This is a genomic window from Amycolatopsis sp. NPDC005003 (genome assembly GCF_053600695.1).
In genome coordinates, this window is record NZ_JBSGAI010000029.1 from 1 (window position 1) to 14471 (window position 14471).

Sequence of the window (14471 nt, forward strand, 5' to 3'; positions counted from 1 at the left end):
ACCCCCCCGCCCCCGGGGCGGGACCCCAAACCCGGGGTGGTCCCCGCACCCCAAGCCCCCCCCGCGCGGTTTTTTTGTTTTTTTTTCTTCCCCAAACAACCCAAAAACCCCCCCCACGACGGGGTTTTTCGCCGCCAGCGCCAGCAATGGAACTGCCGCGGCCGCGTCGGTGATGAGCGTCGAGACCATGCCGGACCGCAACACCGCGTCCACCGCAGCGGCTTTGGGCCTGCTGTAGCCGAGGGCGATCACCTCCGGGACCGCCATCAGCTCCTCGTGGCTGATCGCCAGGACGTGGTGGGCCAAGCCGGTCGAGAGAGCGTTTCCCGAGGCGTCGAAGAGGCGGGCCGCGACCTCCGCCGTCGCTCCCCGGGCCGCGATCGCCGCGCGCTCGGCCTCGTCCAGGGCGTCGTACACCGTCGACTCGCCCGGCTGCCACGCGCCGATGCTGACCACGGCCTTCGTCAGGTTCTTGAACTGGCCGAACGTCTCCGCGATGCCCGGCTGCCGCCGCAACGTCTCCGTCGTGCGCCGGTCCGGCAGCACCAGCGGGCCGAAGATCGGGTACGCGTCGCCGCCGGAGACCGACGTCACGCGGCTGACCGTCTCCACCGAGCGGCCGCGCATGTCCATCCCGGCCTGCACCCCGCAGAGCTGGACGATCGGGCAGCGCGGCAGCGACCGGACCGCTTCCGTCATCGCGTTCACCGACCGCGCCCACGACAGCCCGATCACGTCGGACGGGACCGCGATCTCCTCCAGCAGCCGCGCCGCCAGCGAGCCGATCTTCGCCCGGACGACCTCCTTCGGCTCGCGCTCGGTTGAGCGTTCGAGCACCAGTGCCCGCTCCAGGCCGTACGCCGAGCGCACCTCGTCCGACAGCGCCAGGTCGACCGGCGCCGGCAGCGAGAACTCCACCCTGACCAGGCCGGACTCCATGGCCGTGTCGAGCATCCGCGCCACCTTGAACCGGCTGACGCCGAACTCGTCGGCGATCTCCAGTTTGGAGTGTCCCTGCACGTAGAAGCGCCGGGCGACGGTGGCGAGCAGCATCGCTTCAGTGAGCGAAGAGCTCTTACGAGAAGCGCTCATCTGAGCATAATAGCGCGAAATCCAGCCGAAAGGTTGACGTAATGCCGACGTCAGACCTGTAATGCCTTCACATGTTCTCGACGCGATAGGTCAATGTTGCTCATATGAGCGGCGAGGAAGGGGTAAGGCATGCGTGCCGCCATCGTCGACCGGCCCGGTGAGATCAGGGTCGGCGAGGTGCCCGATCCGAAACCCGGGGAACGTCAGGTCGTCGTCAAGGTCGGAGCGTGCGGCATCTGCGGCACCGACCTGCACATCGCGGACGGGCACTTCCCGCCCACCCCGTACCCCATCGTCCCCGGCCACGAGTTCGCCGGGGAGATCGTCGAGCTCGGCGCGGACGTACCGGGCGAGTGGAAGGTCGGCGACCGCGTCGCCGTCGACCCGTCGCTGTTCTGCGGCTACTGCGGCCCCTGCCGCGCCGGCCACGGCAACCTCTGCGCGAACTGGGGCGCCACCGGCGACACCGTCAACGGCGCCTTCGCCGAATACGTCGCCGTCCCGTCCTCCACCTGCTACCGCATGCCCGACGCGATGACCTGGGAGCAGGGCGCGCTGGTCGAGCCGGTTTCCTGCGCGGTGCACGGCGTCCGCCGGGTCGGCGTCGAGGCCGGCGAACGCTTCCTCGTCGTCGGCGCCGGGACCATGGGCCTGATCATGCAGCAGCTGCTGCAGCGGTCGGGTGCGCAGGTCACGGTGGTCGACCGCAACGAAGCCCGGCTGCCGCGCGCGAAGAGCCTGGGCGCGGTCGCCACCGCAAAAGACGTAACCGACCTCAACGGCGAGAAGTTCGACGTCGCCGTCGACTGCACCGGCGCCGCGCCCGCCATCGAAGCCGCCTTCGACTCGATCCGGCGCGGCGGACGGCTGCTCGTCTTCGGCGTCGCCCCGGCCGAAGCCCGCGTCGCGCTCTCGCCGTTCCGCATCTACAACGACGAGATCACCGTCGTCGGCTCGATGGCCGTGCTGCACAGCTTCGGCGCTGCCCTCGACCTCGTCGCGAGCGGCGCCATCGACACCGACGCCCTGCTCACCGACACCCTGCCGCTGGAGCAGTACCCCGAGGCGCTGGCCAAGATGCGCAGCGGCGCGGGCCTGAAGGTGCAAGTTCTCCCCGGAGGTGGCCGTGCGTAAGCTCCTCACCCTGCTCGCGGCGACGTCGCTGCTGGCCACCGGCTGCGCGGGCGCGGGCTCGCTCGGCACCGGCAGCAGCACGCTCGTCATCGCCATCGTGTCCAACCCGCAGATGAAGGACGCCATCGCGCTCGCGCCCGAGTTCGAGAAGGCCACCGGCATCGGCCTGAAGTTCGTGTCGCTGCCCGAAAACCAGGCCCGCGCCAAGATCACCGCGTCGACCGCCACCGAGGGCGGCGAGTTCGACGTCGTCATGATCAGCAACTACGAGGCCCCGCAGTGGGCGGCCAACGGCTGGCTCGAGAACCTCGAACCGCACATGGCGGCGACCCCGGGCTACGACGAAGGCGACTTCATCCCCAGCATCAAGACGTCGCTGTCGTACCAGAACCAGATGTACGCGGTGCCGTTCTACGGCGAGTCGTCGTTCCTGGCCTACCGCAAGGACCTCTTCGACAAAGCCGGGCTGACCATGCCGGCCAAGCCGACCTGGCAGCAGATCGCCGACTTCGCCGCGAAGCTCGACGACAAGGCCGCCGGCGTCGCGGGCATCTGCCTGCGCGGCAAGCCCGGCTGGGGCGAAAGCCTCGCGCCCTTCACGACCGTGGCCAACACCTTCGGCGCACAGTGGTTCGACAAGGACTGGAACGCCAAGCTGACGTCACCGGAGTTCACCGAGGCCGCGAAGTTCTACGTCAACCTCATCCGCGAGCACGGCGAAGTCGGCGCCTCCAGCGCCGGGTTCTCCGAGTGCGGCACCCGCTACACGCAGGGCAACGCGGCGATGTGGTACGACGCCACGGTCATGGCGGGCACCAACGAGGACCCGTCGAGCAGCAAGATCGTCGGCAAGTCCGGCTACGCGCCCGCACCCGTCGTCAAGACGCAGGCGAGCGGCTGGCTCTACACCTGGGCCCTGGGCATCCCGAAGGTGGCCAAGGACAAGGACGCGGCCTGGAAGTTCATGGCCTGGATGACCGACAAGGCGTACGTGCAGAAGGTCAGCCACACCTACGGCTGGAACCGCGTCCCGCCGGGCGTCCGCCAGTCGACGTACGCCATCCCCGAGTACGCCGACGCGGCGAAGGCGTACGCGAAGCCGACGCTGGACGGCATCGCGGACGCCAACCAGCAGAAAGTCATGGCGAACCCGGTGCCCTACCCCGGCATCCAGTTCGTCGGCATCCCCGAGTTCCAGGACCTCGGCACCCGGGTGAGCCAGCAGCTGTCGGCCGCGATCGCCGGCCGCGAATCCGTCGAAGACGCGCTGAAGCAGTCCCAGGACTACGCGCAAACCGTGGGCGACTCGTACAAGGCGGTGCAATGATGTCCACGCTCTCCGTATCCACGCCGGCGTCCACCACCCAGGAGAAGGTCGCGGAGAAACGCGGCCTGAGCACCGCGGCCAAGCGGCGGCTGCCGCTGCTGCCCGCGCTGATCTTCGTCATCGCGGTGACGCAGCTGCCGTTCCTGCTCACCGTGTTCTACTCCTTCCAGTCGTGGAACCTGGTCCGGCCGGGTTCGCGGCACTTCGTCGGCTTGCAGAACTACGTCGACGTCTTCAGTGACACGACGTTCCTGGTGGCGCTGCTCAACACGGTGCTGCTGACCGTGGTGTGCGTGTTCGTCGCGCTGCTGCTCGGCCTCGGCCTGGCCATCCTGCTCGACCGCAAGTTCCTCGGCCGCGGCGTCGTCCGGACGCTGCTGATCACGCCGTTCCTGATCCTGCCGGCGGCCGGCGCGCTGCTGTGGAAGACGACGATGTTCGACCCGACCTACGGGCTGCTGCACTTCGTCTTCGGCACCGACGTCGACTGGCTGTCGGAGTTCCCGCTGGCGTCGGTGATGGCCCAGATCGTGTGGCAGTGGACGCCGTTCATGATGCTGCTGATTCTCGCGGGCCTGCAGAGCCAGGCCAAGGACGTGCTCGAAGCGGCCAATGTGGACGGTGCGGGCCGCTGGCGGACGTTCGTCTCCATCACCCTGCCGCACCTTTCCCGGTTCCTGCAGCTGGCCACGCTGCTGGGCGCGATCTATATCGTGAACAGCTTCGACGCGATCTTCCTGATGACCCAGGGCGGCCCGGGCACGGCGAGCACCAACCTGCCGTACTACATCTACCAGCGCGCGTTCGAGGGCTTCGACGTCGGCCAGTCGTCGGCGATGGGCGTGGTCGTGGTGATCCTGACGATGATCGTCGCGACCTTCGCGCTGCGCCTGATGTTCCGGACCTTCTCGGTGAGCGGAGGGATCAAGTGACCACGGTTGCGCCCCGAAAGCGGGCTTACGGCAAGGGTTCGCTGACCGTCGCGACCTGGGTGATCGCGATCCTGTTCGTCTTCCCGCTGCTGTGGATGATCCTCACGGCGTTCAAGCAGGAGGCGGACGCCTACACCGACCCGCCGAAGCTGTTCTTCACCCCGACGTTCGAGCAGCTCGGCAACGTCCTGGGCGGCGGGTTCCTGCCGTACCTGTCGAACTCGGCGTTCGTCACGATCCTCTCGACGCTGCTGGTGCTGCTCCTCGGCGTCCCGGCGGCGTACGCGCTGTCGCTGGCGCCGGTCAAGGGCACGTCGAACGCGCTGGGCTTCTTCCTGTCGACGAAGATGCTGCCGATCGTGGCGGCGATCATCCCGCTGTACGTGATCTCGCAGAACACCGAGCTGCTCGACACGGTGTGGGCGCTGGTCATCCTGTACACGTCGATGAACCTGCCGCTGGCCATCTGGATGATGCGGTCGTTCTTCCTCGAGGTGCCGCACGAGATGATCGAGGCGGGCCGCATCGACGGCGCCAACCTGCCGACGCTGCTGCGCAAGATCATCATGCCGGTGGTCGCGCCCGGGATCGCGGCGACCGCGCTGATCTGCGTGATCTTCTCCTGGACGGAGTTCTTCTACGCGGTCAACCTGACGGCGGCGCGGGCCGGGACCGTGCCGGTGTTCCTGGTCGGGTTCATCACCAGCGAGGGTTTGTACTGGGCTCAGTTGTCGGCGGCGGCGCTGCTGGCCTCGCTGCCGGTGATGATCGTCGGCTGGATCGCGCAGAACCACCTGGTCCGCGGCCTGTCGATGGGCGCGGTCAAGTAGCGGGTCAGCGGTGAGGGCCACCGCGAGGTGGCCCTCACCGCGGTTCACTCCTGCAGGGAGAGGGCCTGGCTCGGACAGACGTGCACCGCTTCACGGGCCTTCTCGACCAGGTCGCCCTCGGGCTGGTCGTCGAGCACGATGACCGTGCCGTCCTCCTCGCTCTGGTCGAACAGCGAGGGCTCGGTGAGTACGCACTGACCGGCGCCGACGCACTTGCCGGTGTCCGCGATGATCTTCATGGTCCTCTTCTCCTGTGGTGGTTTGGCAGTTCGTCTCTACCAGGTCACCGGCAGCCGGTACAGGCCGTAGATGTTCGCGTCGTCCTTGAACGGCAGGTCGTCGACCGGCGCGGTCAGCTTCAAGCCGGGGACCCGGCGGAACAGCGTGTCGAACACGATCTGCAGTTCCATCCGGGCCAGGTTCTGGCCGAGGCACTGGTGCGGGCCGAACCCGAAGGCGACGTGGTGGCGCGCGCCGCGTTCGATGTCCAGCTCGTCCGGGTTGTCGAACGCGGATTCGTCGCGGTTGGCCGCGTACCCCAGCGCCAGCACACCCTCGCCGGCCCGGATCAGCTGGCCGCCGACCTCGACGTCCTCGACGCAGAGCCGGGCCGTGGCGGCGTCGACGATGGTGAAGTAGCGCAGCAGTTCCTCCACGGCGTCGAGCGTCTTGCCCGGGTCGCCGGTGATCAGCGCCAGCTGGTCCGGGTTCTCCAGCAGCCCGACCGTGCCGAGGGAGATCATGTTCGCCGTCGTCTCGTGCCCGGCGACGAGCAGCAGGAACCCGGTCGCGGCCAGCGACGCCCGCCGGTAGGTGCCCTCTTCGCGCAGCTTGACGATCTGCCGCCCGAGCAGGTCGTCCGGCGGGTTGTCCTCCTTACCGGCGATGAGGTCGCCCATGTACTCGCGCACGGCCTCGACCGCGGCCCGCCGCTCCTGCGGGGGCGTGTCGCGGTTGATCAGCTTCGCCGTGTGGGTCTGGAAGAAGTCGTGGTCGGCGTACGGCACGCCGAGCATCTCGCAGATGACCAGCGACGGCACCGGCAGCGACAGCGTCTCGACCAGGTCGCCGGGCTTAGGGCCGGCCAGCAGCGCGTCGATCCGCTCGTCGACGATCTCCTGGATCCGCGGCCGCAGCGCCTCCATCCGGCGCACGGTGAACTCGCCGAGCACGGCCTTGCGGGCCGGCCCATGCTCGGGCGCGTCCATGGTGATCATGGTGCGCTCGTCGTCCGGCCGCCGGAACCCGGGCACCAGCTGCGGGAAGTCCGGGTGCTGCCGGTCGGCGCTGAACCGCCGGTCGTTCAGCACCGTCCGGACGTCCTCGTGCCTGCTGACCACCCAGGCCTGCTTGCCCTCGGGCAGCCGCACCCGGGTGATCGGGTCTTTCTCGCGGATCTCGGTGTACGCCGGCGGCGGCGCGAACGGGCACGTCCGCGTCATCGGGAATTCGTGGACCGCGGTCATGACGTCTCCCTCACCAGGTCACGGGCAGGCAGTAGAGGCCGAAGATCGACGAGTCGTGCTTGAAGGGCAGCCGGTCCACCGGTGCGGCCAGCTTGAGGTCCGGGATGCGGCGGAAGAGGGTGTCGAAGACGATCTGCAGTTCCATCCGGGCCAGGTTCTGGCCGAGGCACTGGTGGGGGCCGAACCCGAAGGCGACGTGGTGGCGGGCACCGCGCTCGATGTCCAGCTCGTCCGGGTTGTCGAACGCGGCCGCGTCGCGGTTGCCGGAGTAGCTCAGGCCGAGCACGCCCTCGCCCTCGCGGATCAGCTGCCCGCCGAGCTCGACGTCCTCGGTGGCGACGCGCGAGGTCGCGAACTCGGCGATGGTGAAGTACCGCAGCAGCTCCTCGACGGCGTCGAGGGTCTTGCCGGGGTCGTTCTTGATGATCTCGAGCTGCTCCGGGTTCTCCAGGAGGGCGACGGTGCCGAGGGAGATCATGTTCGCCGTCGTCTCGTGCCCGGCGAGCAGCAGCAGGAAGGCGAGCGAAACGAGCTCGTCGTGCGCGGCTTCGCCGTGCTCCTCGCGCTGCTTGAGGATCTGGCGGCCGAGCAGGTCGTCGGTCGGGTTCGCCTCCTTCGCGGTGACCAGCTCGTCGAGGTAGTTCTGGAGCCCTTCGACCGCCTGCATCCGCGCTTCCTGCGAGACCTCGCGGTTCAGCAGGGTGGAGCTGCGCGACTGGAAGAAGTCGTGGTCGGCGTACGGGACGCCCAGCTGCTCGCAGATGACCAGGGACGGCACCGGCAGGCTCAGCGCGGAGACCAGGTCGGCGGGCTTGGGGCCGGCCAGGATCGCGTCGATGTGCTCGTCGACGATCTGCTGGATCCGCGGCTGCAGCGCCTTCATGCGCTTGACGGTGAACTCGCCGACGACCTCGCGGCGGGCGGCGCCGTGCTCCGGGGGATCCATGTTGATCAGCGACGCGGTGAAGCGGCGGCGCTGCGGGCGGCCCTCGCGGGTCAGGATCGGGAAGCCGGGGTTGAAGCGGTCGGAGCTGAACCGCGGGTCGTTCAGCACGGTCCGGACGTCTTCCAGGCGCGTCACCGCCCACGCCTCCTGGCCGGACTGCAGCGTGACGCGGTGGACCGGGCCGGCTTCGCGCAGCTTTTCGTAGGCCGGCGGCGGGGCGAACGGGCAGGTGCGGGCCAGCGGGAAGGTTTCGTTCTGCGTCGCGGGCTCGGCCAATTCGGTCATTTCGGATCCCCTAGATCGGACGGAAAGTATGCGGAGGATTACATTCCGGTTCTCTGGTCCAAGGTACCGAAGCGGAAGGAAGTCGTCCACTAGATGCCGACTACCCGTTCGAGGAGGCGGTGTGTGGCCGGTTGACCATGCGAGAATCACCCCGCGCGATTCAGCGGAAGGCGAACGGCATGACGGCAGACCCCGAGACCACCCTGCGGGCGGACGCGCGCCGCAACCGCGACCAGATCCTGGCCGCCGCGAAGAGCATCTTCGCCGTTTCCGGTCCCGAGGTGCCGATGGAGGAGATCGCCCGCGCGGCCGGCGTCGGCGTCGGCACGCTGTACCGCCGCTTCCCGGACCGCGACGCGCTGGTCCGCGCGGTCGCCATGGACAACTTCGAGCGGGTGCTGGTCGACGCGCGGGTGATCGCGGCCGAGGAGACGTCGTCGTGGCGCGCGCTGGAGCGGCTGCTGCGGCAGTCGGTGGAGCTGCAGCTGAGCGTGCAGCTGGCGATGGTGTCGCACCGGGCGCTGGTGATCCTCAAGAGCGACCCGGAGGTCCGCCGGCTGCGTGACGAGATCTTGGACGTCCTCGACGGCTTCGTCGAAGGCGCCAAGGCCGAGGGCAAGCTCCGCGAAGACGTCGGCGCCGGCGACATCGCGATCCTCTTCGCGACACTGCTGCGCCAGATGCGCGCGAAGTCGCCGGAAGTGTCCGAGATGGCGGCGCGCCGGTGCGTCGGCATCATGATCGACGGCCTCAGCGCGCGGCCGGGTTCGCCGCTGCCCGGCCGTCCGATCACCTCCGGCGACCTCGACCCGGACTGAATTCGCAGAATCTCCGTTGTCAATCCGGCCGAAAGTAGGCGGATGCGGACGGAAGAGCTGTGCGTCGGTGCCTTTGTTCCGCCGTGACTGCCGGCTGGATTGACAACCATCGGCAGGGTAGGGTTCCGCCTCGTTCTGCCGGAATTGCAGCTGCGGGCGGGAAAATGCGACGAAGAACAATGGCCGTGCTGTTGGCGATTTCCTTCCCGGTGCTGGCCGGGTGTGGCGGCACACCCGTCGACGGCGTCGCGGCCGCTCCGGTGCCGCCGCCTGCGCCGGCGACCTCGCCGCCGGCTGCTCCCACCACGTCCGGGACGCCGGCTTCGGCTTCGCCTTCCTCGGCCCCACCTGCGACTTCGCCCCCGCCGACGCCGACGCCGCCGTCGACAACGCCGGTCCGTAACTGCCGCACCCCGGAGTTCGCCACCAGTGACCCCGACGGCGGCTGGTCGGACGGCGGCTACTACGTCCACAACAACATGTGGAACACCGGGGAGGCGGGCCCGGAAACGCTGCGTGCGTGCGCGTACGACAACTGGTACGTCGATTCCACCCAACCCGATTCGACGTCGGTGAAAACCTATCCGAACGTGCACAAGGACATCAACAACCTGAACGGCAAACCGTTCAACGACTATTCGGTGATCAAATCCACCTTCGCCGGACGCGGCCCGGGCACCGGCATCTACGACGTGGCCTACGACCTGTGGCTGAACGGCGTGGGCAACGGCAAGGGCGTCACCGAGGTGATGATCTGGACGGAGAACCGCAAGCAGGTCCCGTCGGGCGACAAGCTGACGACGTACACGGCGGGCGGCTTCACGTACGACGTCTGGGCGGACGACGAGGGGTACGTGGCGTTCGTGTCCCGGTCGACGCAGTACTCGGGCAGCGTGGACCTGAAGGCGATGATCGCGTGGGCGATCGGCAAGGGCCTGATCCCGGCAAACCCGACGATCAACCAGATCGGCTACGGCATCGAGTTCTGCTCGACGGGTGGCGGCAAGGCCCGGTTCACGCTGTCGGACTTCTCGGTGACGATGAGCTAGCGGGTGTCTTGCCGGCCGGTCAAGTGGGCCAAGTGCGCCAGGTGGTGTGAAGTGGCGAGCGCGACCGGCTTGCTGCTCGATCCGAAGCCTCCGCCGCGTCCGTCGGCGGCTTCGAGGATTTCGCGATCGCCCCAGGAGAAATCCGGGCCGGAGAAACCGCCGGACTCGACCAGGTGGCGGCACACGACGCGGAACGTGCGCGTACGCGCGGAGTCGGTTGCCTGCTCGTCCGGATCCGGCATGCGCTCGCGCGAGTAAAGCCAATGACGCGGGCAGGTGTACTTCATGCTGACGTGCTTGCTGGGGAACCCCTTGCCCAAGACGGGGTGAGTGGTGCCGTAGTCGCCCAGCCGGAGGCCTGTGGTGTTGCCCCGGCTGAGCTTCTCCCAGAGGACCTCCTCGGCTCGGGGTTTCTCCCAGACCGATGTTTGCGCAAGAGTGCGGGGGATAGAGCCGCTCAACAGGGTCGTCGTCCTGAAGTTGCCGAGCGTGGCCAGCGTGGCGAGAACGGTCTCGGTTTCGTCGATGACCAGCGTGGTCACCTCCGGGACGTACTGCAGATCGATGATCACATCGATGCGGGAGGGATCCAGTGCGAGCTTTCGGATGAGTTGCTCCAGGTTGCCCGAGTCCGCGGTGGCCGGCCGGACGCGAAGGGCTCCGCCGGCGTCCAGTTCGTGGCACAGGCGTCCCAGGGCGGCCGCCGAATCCGGATCGATGTCACTTCGGATCACGGGAACGAAGGTGGCCGGGGCCAGCGTGTCGAGCAGGTCCACCGGCGCGTTCAGGCGATCGGCCACCTGACCGAGTGCGCTGGTCGGCCCATGTCCGAAGGCGGGAAGGTGCGCGACCTCGGAAGCGTCCACCATGATCCGGCGGCCCAGCCTGCCGAGAGTGCGGATCACTTCCTCGACGGCATCCAGCTGACTCGCCGGCGCGCTGCCCTCCGGTTCGAACTGCAGCAACGGCTGCACCAGCCGGACCTGCTCCGGGGCCGAGAACGCCCGCAGGGCGGTCAGCTCGCCGCTCTTCACGCGCAATGCGACGAGACTTTCGAATCCTTCCGCAGCGTCCACGGCACCCCTCGATCACACCAAGTGAGAACCTGGTCACTCATCGAGGGTAGGTCGCGAAGATCGAAGTGAGAATCCACCACAAGGTGGACGGCCGCCACCCAGCTTCGGGTGGCGGCCGCCGCTTGTGGGGTCAGACGCCCAGGGGGTGCCAGACCGTCTTGGCCTCCAGGTACCGCCGCAGCCGGGTGAGGTCCGGGGCTGCCGTCCAGTCCGGTTCTGCCTCCGGGACCGTCAACACCCGCTTCACCGTGCTCGCCGCTTCGCGCGCCAGGCCCGGGCGGTCCGCCGGGGCGGCTCCCGTCGGGTCCAGGGCGTTGACGTCGCCGTGGGAGGCCAGCCAGGGGCCCAGCTCCGCGGCCCGCCCGGTCAGGATGTTCGCCACCCCGCCCGGGACGTCGGACGTGGCCAGGACCTCCGACAGCGTGATCGACGGCAACGGCCGCTCCGCGCTCGAGACCACCACCGCCGTCGAGCCCGTCGCCAGGACCGGGGCGAGCACCTCGACCAGGCCCAGCAGGGACGACCGCTGCGGCGCCAGGACGCCCACCACGCCCGTCGGCTCCGGGACCGTGAACGAGAAGTACGGGCCCGCCACCGGGTTGGCCGCGCCGAGGACCGTCGCGATCTTGTCCGTCCAGCCCGCGTACCAGACCCAGCGGTCGATCGCCGCGTCCACAAGGGACTCGGCCTTCTTGCCGCCGAGGCCTTCCGACGCCGACACCTCGGCGATGAACTGGTCGCGGCGGCCCTCCAGCACCTCGGCCACCCGGTAGAGCACCTGGCCGCGGTTGTAGGCCGTCGCCGCGGCCCAGCCTCCGAACGCCTTGCGGGCCGCCACCACGGCATCGCGGACGTCCTTGCGGGACGCGTGGGCCGCGTTCGCCAGGAACTTGCCCTTCGCGTCCGTCACCGGGTACACCCGGCCGGACTCCGAACGGGGGAACTTGCCGCCGATGTACAGCTTGTACGTCTTCGCGACGGAAATCCGGTCAGACATTCAGGTACGCCTCCAGCCCGGTGCGGCCGCCTTCGCGCCCGAAGCCGGATTCCTGGTAGCCGCCGAACGGGGCGGCGGGGTCGAAGCGGTTGAAGGTGTTGGCCCAGACCACGCCGGCGCGCAGCTGGTTCGCCATCCACAGGATCCGGGAGCCCTTTTCGGTCCAGATGCCCGCCGAAAGCCCGTACGGCGTGTTGTTCGCCTTCGCGACGGCCTCGTCCGGCGTGCGGAACGTCAGCACCGAGAGCACCGGGCCGAAGATCTCCTCGCGCGCGATCCGCATCGACTGGTGGACGTTCGCGAACACCGTCGGGGCGAAGAAGAACCCGCGGTCCGGCACCGGGCAGGGGCTGGTCCAGCGCTGCGCGCCCTCGGCGTCACCCGACTCGACGAGTCCGCGGATCTTCGCCAGCTGCTCGGCGGAGTTGATCGCGCCGATGTCGGTGTTCTTGTCCAAGGGGTCGCCGATGCGCAGCGTCGAGACGCGGTAGCGCAGCTTCTCCAGGACCTCTTCGGCGATCGACTCCTGGACCAGCAGGCGCGAGCCCGCGCAGCAGACGTGGCCCTGGTTGAAGAAGATGCCGTTGACGATGCCCTCGACGGCTTGGTCGAGCGGCGCGTCCTCGAAGACGATGTTCGCCGCCTTGCCGCCCAGTTCCAGGGTCAGCTTCTTCGGCGTGCCCGCGACCTGGCGCTGGATCGCCTTGCCGACCTCGGTCGAGCCGGTGAAGGCGATCTTGTCGATGTCCCCGTGCTCCACAATGGACGCACCGATGTCACCCGCGCCCGGGAGGATGTTCACCACACCCGGCGGCAGGTCGGCCTGCTGGCAGATCTCCGCGAAGACCAGCGCGGTCAACGGCGTCGTCTCGGCCGGCTTGAGGACCACCGTGTTGCCGGTGGCCAGCGCCGGGGCGATCTTCCACGCCAGCATCAGCAGCGGGAAGTTCCACGGGATGATCTGCCCCGCGACGCCGAGCGGACGCGGATTCGCGCCGTAGCCCGCGTACTCCAGCTTGTCGGCCCAGCCCGCGTGGTAGAAGAAGTGCGCGGCGGCCGTCGGGACGTCGGAGTCGCGCGACTCCTTGATCGGCTTGCCGTTGTCGAGGCTCTCCAGCACGGCCAGCTCGCGCGAGCGTTCCTGGATCAGCCGGGCGATGCGGAAGAGGTACTTCGCGCGCTCGGTGCCCGGCATCTTCGACCAGACACTCGTGTACGCCTTGCGCGCCGCCTTCACCGCGGTGTCCACATCGGACTTCGACGCGGTGCCGACCTCCGCCAGCACCTCTTCGGTGGCCGGGTTGATCGTCTTGAGCGGCTCACCCGAGCCGTCGACGAACTCGCCGTTGACGAACGGCTTGTAGGAATCCTTGAGGTTCGCGATGGCCCGGGACTCCGGCGCCGGCGCGTATTCGAAAACGGGCATCAGTCCACCGTCACGTAGTCGGGGCCGCTGTAGTGGCCGTCCACCTGGGTGCGGCGCTGCAGCAGCAGGTCGTTGAGCAGGCTGGACGCGCCGAAGCGGAACAGGTCCGGGGTCAGCCACGGCTCGCCGGCGACCTCGTGCACGGCGACCAGGTACTTGATCGCGTCCTTCGTCGTCCGGATGCCGCCCGCGGGCTTCACACCGCGCAGCTCGCCGGTCTGGACGTGCCAGTCGTGGACGGCCTGCAGCATGATGTGGGTGACCGGCAGTGTCGCGGCGGGGGAGACCTTGCCGGTGGACGTCTTGATGAAGTCACCGCCGGCCAGCAGCGCCAGCCACGACGCGCGCCGCACGTTGTCGTACGTCGCCAGCTCGCCGGTCTCGAGGATGACCTTCAGGTGGGCGTCGCCGCAGGCTTCCTTGACGGCCTGGATCTCTTCGAACACGGCCATGTACCGGCCTTCGAGGAAGGCACCGCGGTCGATCACCATGTCGACTTCGTGCGCGCCGGCGTCGACGGCGATCTTCGTGTCGGCCAGCTTGATCTCGCGGCTGGTGCGCCCGGCGGGGAAGCCGGTGGCGACGCTGGCGACGTGCACGCCGCTGCCCTTGAGCGCTTCGACGGCCGTGGCGACCATGTCGGGGTAGACGCAGACGGCGGCGACGCGCGGGGTGTCCTGGCGTTCGGGATCGGGCCGGACCGCCTTCGCGGCCAGCGCCCGGACCTTGCCCTGGGTGTCGGCGCCCTCCAGGGTGGTCAGGTCGACCATGGAGATGGCGGTGTCGATGGCCCACCGCTTGGCGTCCTTCTTGATGCTGCGCGTGCCGAGGCCCGCCGCGCGCTGCTCGACGCCGACCTGGTCGACACCGGGCAGCCCGAGCAGGAAGCGGCGCAGGCTCGCGTCGTCGCGAGTCGCGTCCATCAGCGGTGCCGGGGTGGCCGGCGCCGCTGACGTGCTGGTCGTGGCTGTCATGCGCCTGAGTCTAGGCGGCGGGTCCGACACTTCGCGGTGTCCCGGTCAGACCGGGTCGGATAGGCTGTATACACACTTGTGATCAAGCGCGGCGGTGGTGATGGGAGGGAGAGCATGAC

Annotated in this window: 13 protein-coding genes and 1 pseudogene; 6 read left to right on the top strand and 8 right to left on the bottom strand. The window is 68.8% G+C overall.

Annotated elements, in window-relative coordinates:
* Positions 1-120: 120 nt before the first annotated feature.
* Positions 121-1092: pseudogene (locus ACWED2_RS29635) on the bottom strand (sugar-binding transcriptional regulator); the annotation flags it as partial.
* Positions 1093-1221: 129 nt separating this feature from the next.
* On the opposite strand from ACWED2_RS29635, the gene ACWED2_RS29640 reads away from it, so the two are divergent.
* The 4 genes from ACWED2_RS29640 to ACWED2_RS29655 are packed head-to-tail and all read left to right on the top strand — an operon-like array spanning position 1222 to position 5315.
* Positions 1222-2226: a zinc-dependent alcohol dehydrogenase family protein gene (locus ACWED2_RS29640; RefSeq protein ID WP_449693783.1), complete on the top strand. Its 1005-nt coding sequence runs from the start codon at positions 1222-1224 to the stop codon at positions 2224-2226.
* Positions 2213-3553: an ABC transporter substrate-binding protein gene (locus tag ACWED2_RS29645; protein WP_449693784.1), complete on the top strand. Its 1341-nt coding sequence runs from the start codon at positions 2213-2215 to the stop codon at positions 3551-3553. Before ACWED2_RS29640 ends, ACWED2_RS29645 begins: the two co-directional genes overlap by 14 nt.
* Positions 3553-4485 (top strand): carbohydrate ABC transporter permease, encoded by a 933-nt coding sequence (locus ACWED2_RS29650; protein ID WP_449693785.1) that lies wholly within the window; start codon positions 3553-3555, stop codon positions 4483-4485. The genes ACWED2_RS29645 and ACWED2_RS29650 overlap by 1 nt, the downstream gene beginning before the upstream one ends.
* Positions 4482-5315 carry a carbohydrate ABC transporter permease gene (locus tag ACWED2_RS29655; RefSeq protein ID WP_310971086.1) on the top strand — a complete coding sequence of 278 codons (834 nt, stop codon included), beginning with the start codon at positions 4482-4484 and terminating at the stop codon, positions 5313-5315. The genes ACWED2_RS29650 and ACWED2_RS29655 overlap by 4 nt, the downstream gene beginning before the upstream one ends.
* 44 nt (positions 5316-5359) lie before the next feature.
* On the opposite strand, the gene ACWED2_RS29660 is transcribed toward ACWED2_RS29655, so the two are convergent.
* The 3 genes from ACWED2_RS29660 to ACWED2_RS29670 are packed head-to-tail and all read right to left on the bottom strand — an operon-like array spanning position 5360 to position 8012.
* A complete protein-coding gene (locus ACWED2_RS29660; protein WP_449664584.1) occupies positions 5360-5554 on the bottom strand; it encodes a ferredoxin in 195 nt (64 codons plus the stop codon).
* A gap of 36 nt (positions 5555-5590) precedes the next feature.
* Positions 5591-6781 carry a cytochrome P450 gene (locus ACWED2_RS29665; protein WP_449693786.1) on the bottom strand — a complete coding sequence of 397 codons (1191 nt, stop codon included), beginning with the start codon at positions 6779-6781 and terminating at the stop codon, positions 5591-5593.
* Between the two features lie 10 nt (positions 6782-6791).
* Positions 6792-8012, bottom strand: a complete 1221-nt coding sequence (locus ACWED2_RS29670; protein ID WP_449693787.1) for a cytochrome P450 — start codon at positions 8010-8012, stop codon at positions 6792-6794.
* 179 nt (positions 8013-8191) lie between these two features.
* Here ACWED2_RS29670 and ACWED2_RS29675 point away from each other — a divergent pair, with 179 nt between their 5' ends.
* Positions 8192-8830: a TetR/AcrR family transcriptional regulator gene (locus ACWED2_RS29675; protein ID WP_449693788.1), complete on the top strand. Its 639-nt coding sequence runs from the start codon at positions 8192-8194 to the stop codon at positions 8828-8830.
* 179 nt (positions 8831-9009) lie between these two features.
* Positions 9010-9879, top strand: coding sequence for a GH12 family glycosyl hydrolase domain-containing protein (locus ACWED2_RS29680; RefSeq protein ID WP_449693789.1), 870 nt, complete (start codon positions 9010-9012; stop codon positions 9877-9879).
* Here ACWED2_RS29680 and ACWED2_RS29685 read toward each other — a convergent pair.
* The 4 genes from ACWED2_RS29685 to deoC form a co-directional block, all read right to left on the bottom strand.
* On the bottom strand, positions 9876-10955 hold the full coding sequence (locus ACWED2_RS29685; RefSeq protein ID WP_449693790.1) for a beta family protein: 1080 nt from the start codon (positions 10953-10955) through the stop codon (positions 9876-9878). The genes ACWED2_RS29680 and ACWED2_RS29685 overlap by 4 nt on opposite strands.
* Positions 10956-11085: 130 nt before the next feature.
* Positions 11086-11952: an aldehyde dehydrogenase family protein gene (locus ACWED2_RS29690; RefSeq protein ID WP_449693791.1), complete on the bottom strand. Its 867-nt coding sequence runs from the start codon at positions 11950-11952 to the stop codon at positions 11086-11088.
* Complete coding sequence (locus tag ACWED2_RS29695) at positions 11945-13378, bottom strand: aldehyde dehydrogenase family protein (RefSeq protein WP_449693792.1); 1434 nt, start codon at positions 13376-13378, stop codon at positions 11945-11947. The genes ACWED2_RS29690 and ACWED2_RS29695 overlap by 8 nt, the downstream gene beginning before the upstream one ends.
* A complete protein-coding gene (gene deoC / locus ACWED2_RS29700) occupies positions 13378-14352 on the bottom strand; it encodes a deoxyribose-phosphate aldolase (RefSeq protein ID WP_449693793.1) in 975 nt (324 codons plus the stop codon). The genes ACWED2_RS29695 and deoC overlap by 1 nt, the downstream gene beginning before the upstream one ends.
* Positions 14353-14471 lie beyond the last annotated feature (119 nt).

Bases quoted from the DNA above. Each gene is read 5' to 3' on its own strand.
- ACWED2_RS29670 (WP_449693787.1), bottom strand. From the start codon at position 8,012: ATGACCGAATTGGCCGAGCCCGCGACGCAGAACGAAACCTTCCCGCTG.
- deoC (WP_449693793.1), bottom strand. From the start codon at position 14,352: ATGACAGCCACGACCAGCACGTCAGCGGCGCCGGCCACCCCGGCACCG.
- ACWED2_RS29690 (WP_449693791.1), bottom strand. From the start codon at position 11,952: ATGTCTGACCGGATTTCCGTCGCGAAGACGTACAAGCTGTACATCGGC.
- ACWED2_RS29650 (WP_449693785.1), top strand. From the start codon at position 3,553: ATGTCCACGCTCTCCGTATCCACGCCGGCGTCCACCACCCAGGAGAAG.
- ACWED2_RS29660 (WP_449664584.1), bottom strand. From the start codon at position 5,554: ATGAAGATCATCGCGGACACCGGCAAGTGCGTCGGCGCCGGTCAGTGC.
- ACWED2_RS29665 (WP_449693786.1), bottom strand. From the start codon at position 6,781: ATGACCGCGGTCCACGAATTCCCGATGACGCGGACGTGCCCGTTCGCG.
- ACWED2_RS29675 (WP_449693788.1), top strand. From the start codon at position 8,192: ATGACGGCAGACCCCGAGACCACCCTGCGGGCGGACGCGCGCCGCAAC.
- ACWED2_RS29695 (WP_449693792.1), bottom strand. From the start codon at position 13,378: ATGCCCGTTTTCGAATACGCGCCGGCGCCGGAGTCCCGGGCCATCGCG.
- ACWED2_RS29680 (WP_449693789.1), top strand. From the start codon at position 9,010: ATGGCCGTGCTGTTGGCGATTTCCTTCCCGGTGCTGGCCGGGTGTGGC.
- ACWED2_RS29640 (WP_449693783.1), top strand. From the start codon at position 1,222: ATGCGTGCCGCCATCGTCGACCGGCCCGGTGAGATCAGGGTCGGCGAG.